Below are 12,861 nucleotides of genomic sequence, written 5' to 3' on the forward strand. Positions count from 1 at the left end.
CGACCACGTCCGCGCCCTCGGCGGCGAGGCTCCCGGCAGCGAGACCCGCCGCGCTCGACTTCCCGCGGCCGCGGTCGGCCTCCACGACGACGGCGGTGCCCGGTTCAGCCAAGGCTTCGAGGGAGGCGAGCACGTCCGACTGGTCGGCGGTGAGACAGTCCTCGTAGGCGCGCCGCGGGAACCTTCGGTTCTTCTCTCTCGGTATCCGCGGCGGCGCGGCGTCGAAACTGATTCCCTGTCGGTACGCGCCGTCGCGTTCGACGGTCCCCGAATCGAGGTCCACGAGGGCGACGCCGGGGTGGTCTCGGAGCGTCGAGACGAGTCGGCCGCGGAAGCGGCCGGTCACGTCGCCGACTGTGAACGGCGGGACGGCCAATCGCTCGTCGAAGGAGTCGCGGCGGGTTGGCCAGTCGTCGAGAGAGGGGGTAAGCAGGACGAGCAGGCCGCCGCCGTCGACAGCGCCGGCGACGCGGCCGAGCGCGTTCGCCGAGAACTCCTCGTGGGCGTCGAAGACGACGAGCGTACGAGTCGTGCCGAGGAGCGACGAGGCGCGCTTCGGTTCGACGCGGTGAAAGCGAAAGCCCTCGCGGGCGGTGACGAACGTCACCTCGTCGTCGGGCACGTCGGCCCCGCGGACCGCGTCGAAGGCGGCGTCGATGCCGACGTCATGGTCGCCGGCGAGGACGAGGAGGCGTCGCTGGTTCGTCGCCAGCGCCTCCTCTCGGCGGGCGGCGGCGAGCGCCTCGACGTCGGGGTCGTCGCCGAGTTCGGTCATGGGTGCGATACGCCGGCGCGACTATTCACTTCCTTCGGTCGGGTGCGAGCGACTCGCAATCCGGTCGGCACAGCGGTGGTTTTGGTGGGGCTTCACACCCGGCTACGAGTGTTTCGTGCGAACAATCGACACGAGAGATTGGGGCGCTTCGGTCGGCGAGAAATCGGGTGTTTCGCGGGTCGTGCGGACGCGTCGCACGCCGGTACGATTTTGAAAGCGCTTTTATGGGGGCCGAAGCAAAGAGTGGTTACAGCCTGTCCGGGGTTGATGAACCTCCTCGCCGTAGGGAAATCGTTGACCGGTCGCGACCGACCGACCGGTGTGATACCGGCGAGGGAGTCGAGCCCGCGAGCAGGATATAGGTGAACAACAATGGCTGTCTACGTAGACTTCGACGTACCGGCCGACCTCGCTGACAGCGCCGTCGAGGCGCTCGAGGTCGCCCGAGATACTGGTATCGTGAAGAAAGGAACCAACGAAACGACCAAGTCCATCGAGCGGGGCAACGCCCAGCTCGTCCTCATCGCGGAAGACGTCTCCCCCGAGGAGATCGTCATGCACCTGCCCGAACTCGCAGACGAGAAGGGCATTCCGTTCATCTTCGTCGAGACGCAGGACGACATCGGCCACGCCGCCGGCCTCGAAGTCGGCAGTGCCGCGGCCGCCATCGTCGACGCCGGCGACGCGTCCGACGATGTCGAGGACATCGCGACTAAGGTCGAGGACCTTCGATAACCGACCATGAGCGCGGACGAACAAGCCAGCGACTCGACGCCTGCCGAAGTCATCGAAGTCGTTGGAAAGACTGGGATGCACGGCGAGGCCATGCAGGTCAAGTGCCGCATCCGCGAAGGCTCCAACCAGGGCCGTATCATCACGCGAAACGTGCTGGGTCCCGTCCGCGAGGGCGACATCCTCCAGCTCCGCGAGACTCAGCGTGACGCCGACTCCATCGGAGGGCAGTAACAATGGTCGAGAAGCGCACGTGCGACTACAGCGGTGAAGAGATCGAGCCCGGCACGGGCACGATGTACGTCAAGACCGACGGCACCATCCTCCACTTCAAGGACTCGAAGGCCGAGAAGAACTACTTCCTCGGCCGCGAGGCCCGCGACCTCGAGTGGACGGAGGCCGGCCGCCGCGCGAGCGGCAAGTCGGAGGACAACTGATGTCCGACGCAGAGCGCACCTTCGTGATGGTCAAGCCCGACGGCGTCCAGCGCGGCCTCATCGGAGACATCGTCTCCCGCTTCGAGGACCGCGGTCTGAAGATGGTCGGCGGCAAGTTCATGCAGATCGACGAGGAGCTCGCCCACGACCACTACGGTGAGCACGAGGGCAAGCCCTTCTTCGAGGGTCTCGTCGACTTCATCACGTCCGGTCCCGTCTTCGCGATGGTCTGGGAAGGACAGGACGCGACGCGACAGGTCCGCGGCATGATGGGCGAGACGGACCCCGCAGAGTCCGCTCCCGGCACCATCCGCGGCGACTACGGTCTCGACCTCGGCCGGAACGTCATCCACGGCTCCGACCACGAGGACGAGGGCGCGAACGAGCGCGAAATCGCGCTCTTCTTCGACGAGGACGAACTCGTCGACTACGAGCGCATCGACGAGACCTGGCTCTACGAGTAAGTCTCGTCTCGCGGTTCTCACGCTTTCTTCCGAGAGGAGCGACGGCCACGTCTCCCCTCTCGTCCGCGCTCCAGCCGCCGAGAGGACGTTCTCGTCGGTTCGGTGTGCGGGATTCTACCATCGGTCATCCGCGGCCGGTGACGACCGTCTCCGCGACCTGACCGTCTACCACGCGGCGAACAACGGTTTTCTCGTCACCCGGCGAAACGTGTCACATGGTCGAAATGGAACTCGTACTCCTCGCGCTCGCGGCGCTGTTCGTCGTCGGCGCGGTGGCGATGCTCGGCGCGACCGCGGTGGCGGCGTGGACGGCCACGCGGCTGGTGGCGACGCTCTCGACGCTCGTGCGACCGGTCGTCCTCGGGCCGACCGACATCCACGACGTCGAACTCCGCGTGGCCGGCCTGCGCGCGCTCGACCACGTCGATTCGGGCGTCGTCACGAACGTCGTCCCCGAGCGGCGGCGCGGCGCGAGCGGACTCGCCCGGTTCTCTCGCCGAGACGGCGTGCGACTCGATCTCGCGCTCGCGACGCCCGACGACCGGACCGCGACCGTCTGGGTGCCGGTACCCGAGACGCTGACCGGCGGCTCGCGGTTCGAGCGCATCGCCGCGGCGTGCGACGTGGCCCCCGAAGAGATTTCGGACGCCGTCGGCGCGGAGCTTCCGCTAGTGCGCGGTTCCGACGGCGGATGGCGCGTCGAAAACGGGAGCCACCACGGACTCGGTGGTTCCGACGTTGGAGACGACGCGACTCGGGAACGCTCGTTCGAGACCGAGCGCGTCTAATTCGCGCAACCGGTACTGGCGGGTCGTCAGGCGCGTCGTCGCCGACCGCCGCCGAGGCGTGACCGAATACGGTGGGCCGCCACCTTGGCGATGACCCGCGGCCCCGGCGGGAGCAAGCCGAGTTGGCGCGCGATTCCCATCAGGTTCACGAGGTTCCACTGCTCGACGATGCGGCCGTCTTCGAGGTGGAAGACGAAGAACGCCGGCTGCTCGAACGACTTCCCGGTCGGGACGAGGTTCCCCCACGGCTCCTGCGGCGTCCCCCGCGCCGTGAGTCGCATCATCACCCGGTCACCCTCGCCAACGACGTCTTCGACCGCGAGGTGCCAGTCGGGGACCGCCCCGCGGAAGCCGAGTATCTGGTCGACCAGCGCGTCCCTCCCTACTCTGTCGGCGTCGACGCCCAACTGGTGAGTGACGACGTCCTCGTGGACCAACTCCTCGGCCGCGGTCGCGTCCCCCTCGTTGACGAACTCCTCGACGTATCGGCGGCACAGTTCGACGTTCGCCCGTTCCGGTGCGACTGATTCGGTTCCCATATCGAACGATACGCCATGTGGTGTGTTAACATTTATTTAACGTGGCGAGAGCCGTGACACTCACGGCAGCGAGAACGCGGTCGGGAGACTCGGTGCTCGATGCGGCTACAAAAGAACGAACGGGGAACGACAGGTCGAGTCGCTCAGTCGGCCTGCGGGACGGGCGCGTCGAGGTCGATTTCGCCGGCGTCGAGTTCGGCTTCGACCTCGCGGGCGGCCTGAACCATGTTCTCCATCTTCTGGTAGGCGACCTCGCGGGGGAGGAGCTTCACGCCGCAGTCGGGCGAGACGGTGAGCTTCTCCGGCGGGACGACCTTCAGGCCCTGCTTGATGTTCTCTTTAATCTCTTCGACGGTCTCGACTTCGGTGGTGTGCACGTCGAGGACGCCGAGCGCGAGGTCCGGCTCGAACTCGGGGTCGGTGAACACGTCGATCTGCTCGTAGCCGCCGTTGCAGAGTTCCACGTCGAACTCGTCGATAGGGTAGTCGTTGAGTTCGGGGTAGATGCGGGAGTAGTCGCCGTAACAGACGTGGAGGCCGATGCGGACCTCGTCGGAGATTCCCGCGACGATGCGTTCGAGACACTCGCCGACGATGGCGTGGTCGTCCGGCGTCGTCGCCAGCGCGGGCTCGTCGATCTGGATGTAGGTCGCGCCCGCCTCGACGAGTTTCTCGATCTCCTCGTTGACGAGGTCGGCCAGCGCGTACGCGAGGTCCGCCTCGGAGTCGTAGTGCTCGTTGAACGACCAGCTAGCGAGCGTGTAGGGACCCGTGATGGGTACCTTGACGGGCTTGGAGGCCACGTCGCTCGTGAACTCGAACTCGTCGACCAGCCACGGCTCGTCGTACTCGACCTCGCCGACGACAGAAGGCTTGTCGAAGTAGTTGTGGCCCCACACCTTCACCGGGCCGTTGAACTCGTAGCCGGGGATGCGGTGGGCGAAGTACTCGACCATCTCCTCGCGGCGCATCTCGCCGTCCACGACGGTGTCAAGGCCGGAGCGCTCGTGCTCGTGGGTGATGACGCGACAAGCGTCGTCGTGAGCCTCGTGGAGGTGCTCCTGCGTGAACTTGGAGTCGGGGTCCTCCGCGAGGTCGTTGGCGCGGTTGAGCCACTTGGGCTTCGGGTAGGAGCCGACGACGGTGGTGAGCAGGAAGTGCTCGTTGTCGTGGTTCTCGGGGCGGAACTGCTCGCGGTTCTCGGCGTCGCGGCTCATGCTTCCACCTCCAGTTCGTCCTCGGTGGCGGCCGCGAGGGCGGCGAGCTTCTCCGTCGCGCGGTTCTCCGGCAGGTAGAACAGTTCGGTGTTGGAGGTCACGTAGGCGGTGTCGAACGTCTGGCTCTGGATGTTGTCGAGCGTCCACTCGACGCGCTCGCGGACCGTCTCGGGGTCTTCGACCAGCGTGTTCTGGCCGTCGACGAGACCCAGAGCGATGTCGTCTTTCGTGCCGTACTCGTTGACGTTGTAGAGCGTCTGGTCGCGGTCACCGGCGACGAAGTCGAAGCCGATGGCGTCCACGTCGGCGTCCATGAGGTGCGCGTAGACCTTCTCGTCGAGCGCGCCCCAGTAGGTGTGGACGACCACGTCGGCGTCGGTCGCGTCGGAGACGGCGGAAATGGCCTCGGGGACGCGCTCGTCGACGTCCTCGCCCGGCGGCGAGAACACGAGCGAGGGTTCGAGGAGGAACAGCGTCTCGTGGTCGGGGAAGGCGTCGACCTCGCCCGCGAGGAACTCGCTCACGGCGTCGAGGAAGTCGGCCTCGTCGCCGTAGTGCTCGTCCGTGGCGAGGTCCGAAAGTGAGTACGGGCCGGGGAGGACCGCCTGCAGCGACTCGTCGCCGAGGAGGTCGGCGGTGGCGTCGAGTTCGGCCGCGACGTCGCCGGAGAAGGTGAGTTCGCCGCGGACCTGCGGGTCGCGGTAGAAGTTGTTGTTGTCGTAGTAGCGGACGATGCCGCCGGTCTCGACGTTCTCGTGGACCGTCAGCGGGTGCGCGAGCATGTCGTCCCAGCGGAGTTGCCCCTCGACGACGCGGTCGAGGCCGGCGTCAGTCTGCTCGGAGACGACTTCCTCGCGAGCGCGGTCGTACGCGCTCACGATGTCCGCGCCCTCGGTACCGGAGATGAGGTCGTGTTTCTGGTGACCCTTGAGGTCGGAAAGCTCCTGTTTCGCCCAATCCGGGAGGGGATACAGTCCCGGTGTCGTCGAGACGAGTTCAGTCATCACCTCTCGCTAAGAAATGACGGTGTATAATATTTCCTGTATCAACATATGCGCATTGGTTATTCCAACGCGAGCACCGTGAGCGTCTCGTAGGGGTACGACTCCTGGACGACGACCTCGTGGCCGAAGCCGTTCGCCTCGGCGCGGGCAAGCACCTCGTCGTAGCCGGTGAAGCTACTCACGAGGAGGAAGACGGTGCCGCCCGGCTTGAGGACGCGCCCGACCGTGTCGAGGAAGGGGTCGATGATTTCGCGGCCGTCCTCGCCGCCGGTGAGCGCGACCTCCATCCAGTCGTCGCGCGCGGCTTCGAGGTCCTCGGGGAGGTACGGCGGGTTGAACGCCACCGCGTCGAAGGCGTCGTCGCGAAACGGTTCGACGAGGCTCCCGCGAACGACCTCGAAGCCGCGGTGGCCGTCGGCCCGGAGGGCGGCGGCGCGCTCGGCCGCCTGCCGACAGGCGTGTGGGTTGAGGTCGCTCGCGACCACGTCGGCGTCGGTCTTCGTCGCGAGCTGCTCCGCGACCCAGCCCGAGCCGGTGCCGACTTCGAGGACGCGCCCCGAGACGCGCCCGACCGCGGCCTGCGCGAGCAGTCCGGAGTCCTCCGCGGGCTGGTAGACCGAGGTGTTCATCCCGCGGCGCTCGGCGAGGTCGGTCATTCGTCCGCCCCCTTGGAGCCGGCCGAGGCGTCGCCGTCGCCGCCTTCACCGTCCTCGACGCCGCCGTCGGCTTCGGGGCTCGCTTCGGGTTGCTGGTCGGTGAGCGGAACCGGTCGCGAGGGGTTCCGTTCGGACAGTTCGCGCTGCGGGAACGGGATGGTGATGTCCTCCTCGGCGAAGGCCTCGCTGACGGCCGAGATGGTCGCGGTCCGCGCGCGCCACCACCGGCGGGCGCTCGGACGGTCTATCCACGGACGCACCCCGAGGACGACCGCCGAGTCGCCGAACTGCTTGGCGACGACCTGCGGCTTCGGAACCGACAGCACCTCGTCGAGGTCTTCGACCGCTGACTGCGCCACGTCGGCGGCGCGGTCGAGGTCGGTCTCGTAATCGACGCCGACCTCGACATCAAGGCGGAGTCGACCCTTGCGACTGCGATTGACGAGGCTCTCCGAACTCACCACGTCGTTCGGAATCATCACGAACTCGCCGTCGAACGTCTGGATGCGCGTGTTCACGACCGTTATTTCGGTGACGATACCCTCGTGGTCGCCGACCTCGACCCAGTCGCCGATTTCGAACGGCCGAGAGAACATGATGACGAAGCCCGCGATGAGCGCGCCGAGGGTCTGTCTCGCGGCCATACCGACCACGATACCGAGGAAACCGGCGCCGACGAGGAAGCCGCCGAGGTCGGCCCGCCAGATACCGAGGATGACCGCGAGCGTCGCCAGATAGGTCGTCACCTGCGCGATGCGGTAGATGATTTCGCGCTGGTGGTCCGAAATCTCCGGGCGCGTGCTCGCAATCTCGCCGATGAACCGGCCGAGGACGGTCGTGAGGACGTACGCGCCGACGACGAACGCCAGCGAGAGGACGATGCGGACGAACGTCTGTCTGTTGAGATCGTACTGTGCCGAAATCGTGCCGATGTCGCCCGACAGCGACCAGACCGTGAAGACGAACGCCCCGCCGCCGCCGACGACGACGAGTCGGAGGACTGTCACCGAGAGGTGCCACACCGGCATCGAAACGAAGTCTACCTCCTTGTCGTGGAGCCGAGCGCCGAGTCGCCAGACGGCGACGACGGCGACGGTCACGAGGACGCTCGCGGCGACGCGGAGTTCGAACGTCGGGAACAACGACGCGATGTCGAGGACCGTACCGCTCTGGAGGAGGGTTCCCGTCGAGGCGAGGCGGAGGAGAACGGCGGCGAGTGCGGGGAGCGTCATGGGTTATCGACCGACCGACGCGGCGAGTTCCGCGAGTTCGGCGAACTCGGCGGGTTCCATGTTGCCGGCGCGCTTGCGCAGTACGTCTTCGTCGGCCGCCTCGACGACCGCTTCGGGGTCCGACAGCCCGGAGATGTGCGCCGTGTTGCGGATACCGTTTCTGATGGTCTTTCGCCGCTGGGTGAAAAGCGCCTTCACGAAGTCGAGGAAGAACGCCTCGTCGTCGACCTCGTAGTCCGGTTCGCGCGGCGTGATACGGACGATGACGCTCTGGACCGCGGGCTTGGGGTCGAACGCCTCGCGGGGGACGTGCTCGCAGACCTCGACGTCGCCGTAGTGCTGGGTGCTCACCGAGAGGCGGCCGTACTCCGAGGTGCCCGCCTCGGCGGCCATCCGCTCGCCGAACTCCTTTTGGAACATCAACACGAGCGGCTTCCCGCGGGGGAGCAGGCGGAACGAAATCTCCGAGGAGATGCCGTACGGGAGGTTCGAGACGCAGGCGGTGAACTCGGGCAGGTCGACGTCGAGCGCGTCGCCCTCGACGACCGTGAGCCGCCCGGATTCGACCTCGTCGGCGAACTCGCGGCGCAGGTGCTCGGCGAACGTCCGGTCCTGTTCGACGACGGTCACGCGGTCGGCGACGCCGAGCAGTCGGTCCGTGAGGACGCCCGGCCCGCCGCCGATTTCGAGGACGTGCGAGCGGTCCGCGTCCTCGGGGAGATACGTCGGGATTCGGTCGACGACGCGGTCGTCGACGAGGAAATGCTGGTCGTGGTCCGGGTTCCCGCGAGCGCCCGCCCGTCGGATGAGGGCGTCCGGGTCGCGCGCGCCGGCCCCGCGGACCTGTTCGCTGCCGTCGCTCGTCATTGGGAGAGGTATCGTGCGGGAGCGGGTAAAAGTCCCGTTCCGCTACCGCCCGTCGCGACCGACGAACGTCTTGTACTTCACGTCGTTGTCGCGGAGTTCGTCGAGGATGCGCTCGACGATCACCTCCTTCGGGCGGTGGAGCCCGGAGACGCGCTCTTCGAGGTCCTCGAACGACTCGAACGGCCCCTGTCGCTTGCGCGATTCGAGAATCTTGTCGCGGAGCTTCTTCCCGATGCCGGGCAGCAAGTTGAGTTGGTGGAGCCGCAGCGTGATGGGCTGTGCGTCGTTGTAGAAGTCCACGAACCGCCGTTCGTTGGCCTCGACGATGTCCTCGACGACGTAGTCGACTTCGGCCGTCGCCGTGTTCGAGAGGTCGCCGTACGAGAGTTCTTCGACGGACTGAATCAGCTCGCGGTCGGCGACCGGCGAGACGACGAGCCGGTCGCCGATGCTCACGTCGGCGTCTTCGACGAGGGTCAACTCGAGGAGACGGAAGTCGGACTCTCCGAGCGCGTACGCGATGGGTGCCGCGTCGAAGCGCCGTCGGTCGTCTCCTTGACGCCCGTGGCGGAGTACGTCGAGTACGACGACGTACTCGGTCGTGGCGTCGGCGTCACCGCTCTCCGTACGTGTCATGTCAGTAGTTACGGCGAGCCGATATTTAAATAGTTGGCCGCGCTGTCACGCGGTCAGACGTACTTCGCGACGACGTTGAGGATTTCGTCGAGTTCGTCGCCCGAGAGCGCGTAGCGCTGCTGGGCGAACACCGCGCGGAGTTCGTCGCGCGACTGCGGGAGGAGGTCCGCGATTTTGATGGCGGTCGGACCGTCGACCTTCTCGAGCTCGGCGAGCTCCTCGACGAGTTCGCGAGATTCCTCGGGGTCGAGGTGGGCGAACCGGTTGACGTGTTCTATCGCACGGGCCAGTTCGTAGCGCATCTCGCGCTCTTCGTCGGCGGCGCGTTCCGCCTCAACCTCGGCGAGCAGTTCCTTGACCTCGGAGGTCGTCAGATACTCCTCGTCGAGCTTTTCTTTGAAGATGGTCATCGCTTACTGCTGGGCGCGCAGGTGAGCGGGTCGGACGATGACCGTCTTCTCTTTGCCGCCGTCGTTGATCTGCACCTTGAACGCGCGGCCCTGCTTCCCGAGGACCTCGCCGGTGAGACCGTTGAAGCGCGGGTGGAAGCGACCCTCGCGAACGCTCGGGTCGATGTTGAGGTGGACCTTCTGGCCCTCCTCGAATTCCGCGATAGCGCGCTGCGGCGGCGAAGTGCCGCGCTCGCGCGGCTTGTTCGAGAGCTTTCCTCGCGTCCCCTTCATTGGACCGTTGGAGCTCGGCATAGTCGTGAGAACGAATACTTGCGTCGCCATTATAAATTGCACGTTACGAACCGCGCGTGTGTGTCTCCCGCGTGGTCGCGCGGGAGGGACGGACTTAACCCGAGTCGGCGCGGCGCTTCTCGTATGTCCGAAGACGAGCGACGCATCGAGACGCGCGCCATCCACGCGGGACAGGAGCCCGATGAGGAGACGGGGGCGCTCATGACGCCCATCTACGCGAACTCGACGTACGCCCAAGACGGGCCGGGTGACCACCGCGGCTACGAGTACTCCCGCACGGGGAACCCGACCCGAACCGACCTCGAATCGAACCTCGCGGCGCTCGAAAACGGCTCGCACGGCCGCGCCTTTGCCTCGGGGATGGGTTCGATAAACACCGTGCTCAACCTCCTCGAAGCGGGCGACCATGTCGTCGCCGGCAACGACGTGTACGGCGGCACCCACCGCATATTCACCCAGGTGTACGAGAAGTACGACCTCGAGTTCGACTTCGTCGACACCACCGACCACGACGCCGTCCGCGACGCCGTCCGCGACGACACCGAACTCGTGTGGGTCGAGACGCCGACGAACCCCCTCATGCGCGTCAACGACATCGGCGCGCTCGCCGACATCGCCCACGAGGTGGACGCGCTCTGCGCCGTCGACAACACCTTCGCCACGCCGTACCTCCAGCGTCCCCTCGACCACGGCGCGGACATCGTCTCGCACTCGCTGACGAAGTACCTCGGCGGCCACTCCGACGTCGTCGGCGGCGCGCTCGTCACCGACGACGCGGACCTTGATGAGGAGATCGCGTTCTACCAGAACTCCGTCGGCGCGACGCCCTCGCCGTTCGACTGCTTCCTCGTCCTCCGCGGGACGAAGACGCTGCCGGTCCGGATGGACCGCCACTGCGACAACGCCCGCGAGCTCGCTGCGTGGCTCGACGGCCACGAGGCGGTCTCCGAGGTGTTCTACCCCGGCCTCGACTCTCACCCGCAACACGACCTCGCGGCCGAACAGATGGACGACTTCGGCGGGATGCTCTCGTTCGAACTCGACGGCTCGCTCGAACAGGCCTCGACCGTCGTCGAGGAGACCGAGGTGTTCACGCTCGCCGAGAGCCTCGGCGGCGTCGAGAGCCTCATCGAACAGCCCGCGGCGATGACCCACGCGGCAATCCCCCGCGAGGAGCGGCTCGAAGCGGGACTCACCGACGGTCTGGTCCGCGTCTCCGTCGGCATCGAACACATCGACGACATGAAGGTGGACCTCCAGCGGGCGTTCGACGCGGCGTTCTGAGGCGTCTAAGTCCGCGTCGGCTCGTCCTTACGCGCCCTCGCACCTCTTTCCGTACCAGCCGTTGCCGAAAGTTGAGAACGCGGGTAAGGGTTATTGAATAGCACGATGAATAATGATGTATGTCCCAGGAGTCAGTCACCCTGAGCGCGGAGTCCGTACAGCGACAGAGCTACACCGAACCCACAGACCGCGTGATGGTCGATTCCGACGACCACGAGGGGTCGAGCCACAGCGCCGAGCAGTTCGGTATCGGGCTGGCCATCGGCTTCCTCCTCGGCGGCGTCGCGGGCGTTATCGGCGACTCCCTGGCCATCGGCGTGATGCTCGGGCTCACGTTCGGCGTCGTCCTCGGCGTCTACTTCATGGAGCACCGCTGACGGCGGACGAACGCGGTCGCTCCGGGGACGGGACTTCGAAAAAGGTCGGTCGTCAGTTCAGATACGGCCGACGTTCTCGACGGAGACGCTCTCGACGCCTTCGACTTCGATGAACGCTTCCTCGACGGCCTCGGTGCCACCGGCGTCGTCGGGGACGATGACGGTCGGCAGGAGGGCGACGAGACCGAACGCGACGTCGTCGCGTTCGAAGCCCTTGATTTTCGCACCCTCGGGAAGGGAGTCTTCGAGCGCGTCCTCGAGGTTGTCGAGGTCGAGCTCGGGGCTGTTCGGCATGACCTTGATCTTAGCAGCTACTTTTCCCATGATTATGGACCCATGAATCCGCAGTCGGGACACTCGTAGAGGTTGCTCTGCTTGCGGCACTTGGAACAACGCGAAATCTCCTGGCCACAGTCGGGGCACTTGAACGTCGCCGCGCTCATGCCGGCGATGTTGATGCCACAGGACACACACTGGTGCGCGTGTCGCTGTTCGGACTCGCTCATACGCTCATAAACCGGCGCGCGACTTTTAACCGTTGTCTTTCCGGGTTCTGCTGGGGGAAACCCGTGGCCCGCGTGGACACGACTCACCCGAGCGCCAGCGGCCCCATGAGGACACACATCAGGTGGACCCGCCGACACCCGAACCGAATGGGGAGGTGACCGACGGCCCCGGCGGCGACGAGGACGGCGACGCCGCCGACTCCCGCGAACGCCCACGAAAGAACGACGAGGAGGGCGCAGACGGCGGTGACGAGTCGGCGCTGGTCGAGCCTCCCGACGAGCGCAAGCGCCCGGTCGCCAACGACCGGCACCAACACCGCCCCGCAGAGCCCCGAGGCGACCGTCACCGGCACCGCGAGACCGAGTCCGGTCGGGAGTTCCGCCTCGGTGAGCGCGACGAGCGCGCCTGTTCTGGGCGTCCCCAACCCGGCGAGCGCGAACAGCGCGAACACCGTCGTCGCCGTCGTGGCGGCGCTCGTCGCTGTGACGTAGGCCCGGGTCGACTCGTCTGGGTCGGCTTTGGGGAGAGCCGCGAGCGCGAGCGTGCCGGCGACGCCGGCGGAAACGCCCGGGAGGTAGCCGACGAACGCCCCGCCGCCGGCTCCCGCCACGACGCTCCGCGCGACCGAACGCGGCGACGTCG

General features: G+C 66.7%; 19 protein-coding genes and 1 pseudogene. 7 read left to right on the top strand and 13 right to left on the bottom strand.

Translation table 11 applies throughout. From position 1 onward, the window contains the following. Positions 1-775, bottom strand: a pseudogene (gene tmcA, locus NKF06_RS16625) (tRNA(Met) cytidine acetyltransferase TmcA); the annotation flags it as partial. Between the two features lie 372 nt (positions 776-1,147). Here tmcA and rpl7ae point away from each other — a divergent pair. The 5 genes from rpl7ae (at position 1,148) to NKF06_RS16650 (ending at position 3,196) form a co-directional block, all read left to right on the top strand. Then, the gene (rpl7ae, locus tag NKF06_RS16630) at positions 1,148-1,510 is read left to right on the top strand and encodes a 50S ribosomal protein L7Ae (protein WP_004042964.1); all 363 of its coding nucleotides are present in this window, start codon (positions 1,148-1,150) and stop codon (positions 1,508-1,510) included. Between the two features lie 6 nt (positions 1,511-1,516). Then, complete coding sequence (locus NKF06_RS16635; RefSeq protein ID WP_004042966.1) at positions 1,517-1,741, top strand: 30S ribosomal protein S28e; 225 nt, start codon at positions 1,517-1,519, stop codon at positions 1,739-1,741. A gap of 2 nt (positions 1,742-1,743) precedes the next feature. Next, positions 1,744-1,944 (top strand): 50S ribosomal protein L24e, encoded by a 201-nt coding sequence (locus NKF06_RS16640; protein WP_004974594.1) that lies wholly within the window; start codon positions 1,744-1,746, stop codon positions 1,942-1,944. After that, entirely contained in the window at positions 1,944-2,408 is a 465-nt protein-coding gene (gene ndk, locus NKF06_RS16645) for a nucleoside-diphosphate kinase (RefSeq protein WP_004974592.1), read from the top strand. The genes NKF06_RS16640 and ndk overlap by 1 nt, the downstream gene beginning before the upstream one ends. 215 nt (positions 2,409-2,623) lie before the next feature. Then, the gene (locus NKF06_RS16650; RefSeq protein ID WP_253246044.1) at positions 2,624-3,196 is read left to right on the top strand and encodes a hypothetical protein; all 573 of its coding nucleotides are present in this window, start codon (positions 2,624-2,626) and stop codon (positions 3,194-3,196) included. Positions 3,197-3,222: 26 nt separating this feature from the next. On the opposite strand, the gene NKF06_RS16655 is transcribed toward NKF06_RS16650, so the two are convergent. From NKF06_RS16655 to NKF06_RS16695, 9 genes are all read right to left on the bottom strand, one after another. After that, positions 3,223-3,735: an ester cyclase gene (locus NKF06_RS16655; RefSeq protein WP_058828315.1), complete on the bottom strand. Its 513-nt coding sequence runs from the start codon at positions 3,733-3,735 to the stop codon at positions 3,223-3,225. Positions 3,736-3,878: 143 nt separating this feature from the next. Beyond that, positions 3,879-4,952, bottom strand: a complete 1,074-nt coding sequence (locus NKF06_RS16660; RefSeq protein WP_058828314.1) for a methionine synthase — start codon at positions 4,950-4,952, stop codon at positions 3,879-3,881. Then, the gene (locus tag NKF06_RS16665) at positions 4,949-5,956 is read right to left on the bottom strand and encodes a 5-methyltetrahydropteroyltriglutamate--homocysteine methyltransferase (RefSeq protein ID WP_058828313.1); all 1,008 of its coding nucleotides are present in this window, start codon (positions 5,954-5,956) and stop codon (positions 4,949-4,951) included. Before NKF06_RS16665 ends, NKF06_RS16660 begins: the two co-directional genes overlap by 4 nt. Before the next feature lie 59 nt (positions 5,957-6,015). Beyond that, positions 6,016-6,612: a HemK2/MTQ2 family protein methyltransferase gene (locus NKF06_RS16670; RefSeq protein ID WP_004042978.1), complete on the bottom strand. Its 597-nt coding sequence runs from the start codon at positions 6,610-6,612 to the stop codon at positions 6,016-6,018. Beyond that, a complete protein-coding gene (locus NKF06_RS16675) occupies positions 6,609-7,844 on the bottom strand; it encodes a mechanosensitive ion channel family protein (protein WP_253246045.1) in 1,236 nt (411 codons plus the stop codon). Before NKF06_RS16675 ends, NKF06_RS16670 begins: the two co-directional genes overlap by 4 nt. A 3-nt stretch (positions 7,845-7,847) precedes the next feature. Next, entirely contained in the window at positions 7,848-8,711 is an 864-nt protein-coding gene (locus NKF06_RS16680) for a 16S ribosomal RNA methyltransferase A (RefSeq protein ID WP_253246046.1), read from the bottom strand. A 42-nt stretch (positions 8,712-8,753) separates the two neighbouring features. Next, a complete protein-coding gene (locus NKF06_RS16685; protein ID WP_058828310.1) occupies positions 8,754-9,347 on the bottom strand; it encodes a DUF655 domain-containing protein in 594 nt (197 codons plus the stop codon). A gap of 53 nt (positions 9,348-9,400) precedes the next feature. Then, complete coding sequence (locus NKF06_RS16690; RefSeq protein ID WP_004042989.1) at positions 9,401-9,757, bottom strand: RNA polymerase Rpb4 family protein; 357 nt, start codon at positions 9,755-9,757, stop codon at positions 9,401-9,403. A gap of 3 nt (positions 9,758-9,760) precedes the next feature. Further along, positions 9,761-10,051, bottom strand: a complete 291-nt coding sequence (locus tag NKF06_RS16695; protein WP_004974579.1) for a 50S ribosomal protein L21e — start codon at positions 10,049-10,051, stop codon at positions 9,761-9,763. 123 nt (positions 10,052-10,174) lie between these two features. Between NKF06_RS16695 and NKF06_RS16700 the strand changes: the two genes are divergently transcribed. Next, positions 10,175-11,335 (top strand): cystathionine gamma-synthase, encoded by a 1,161-nt coding sequence (locus NKF06_RS16700; RefSeq protein WP_253246047.1) that lies wholly within the window; start codon positions 10,175-10,177, stop codon positions 11,333-11,335. 119 nt (positions 11,336-11,454) lie between these two features. Next, on the top strand, positions 11,455-11,712 hold the full coding sequence (locus NKF06_RS16705; protein ID WP_058828308.1) for a hypothetical protein: 258 nt from the start codon (positions 11,455-11,457) through the stop codon (positions 11,710-11,712). A 57-nt stretch (positions 11,713-11,769) separates the two neighbouring features. Here the strand turns inward: NKF06_RS16705 and NKF06_RS16710 are convergent, their stop codons facing one another. The 3 genes from NKF06_RS16710 to NKF06_RS16720 all read right to left on the bottom strand — a co-directional run. Next, complete coding sequence (locus tag NKF06_RS16710) at positions 11,770-12,036, bottom strand: elongation factor 1-beta (protein WP_004969379.1); 267 nt, start codon at positions 12,034-12,036, stop codon at positions 11,770-11,772. 2 nt (positions 12,037-12,038) lie between these two features. Further along, the gene (locus tag NKF06_RS16715) at positions 12,039-12,218 is read right to left on the bottom strand and encodes an HVO_2753 family zinc finger protein (protein WP_004042997.1); all 180 of its coding nucleotides are present in this window, start codon (positions 12,216-12,218) and stop codon (positions 12,039-12,041) included. 83 nt (positions 12,219-12,301) lie between these two features. Next, the coding region (locus NKF06_RS16720) for a tripartite tricarboxylate transporter permease (RefSeq protein WP_253246048.1) at positions 12,302-12,861 on the bottom strand (560 nt) is incomplete at its 5' end.

Source organism: Haloferax sp. AB510, assembly GCF_024136985.1.
GTDB lineage: Archaea > Halobacteriota > Halobacteria > Halobacteriales > Haloferacaceae > Haloferax.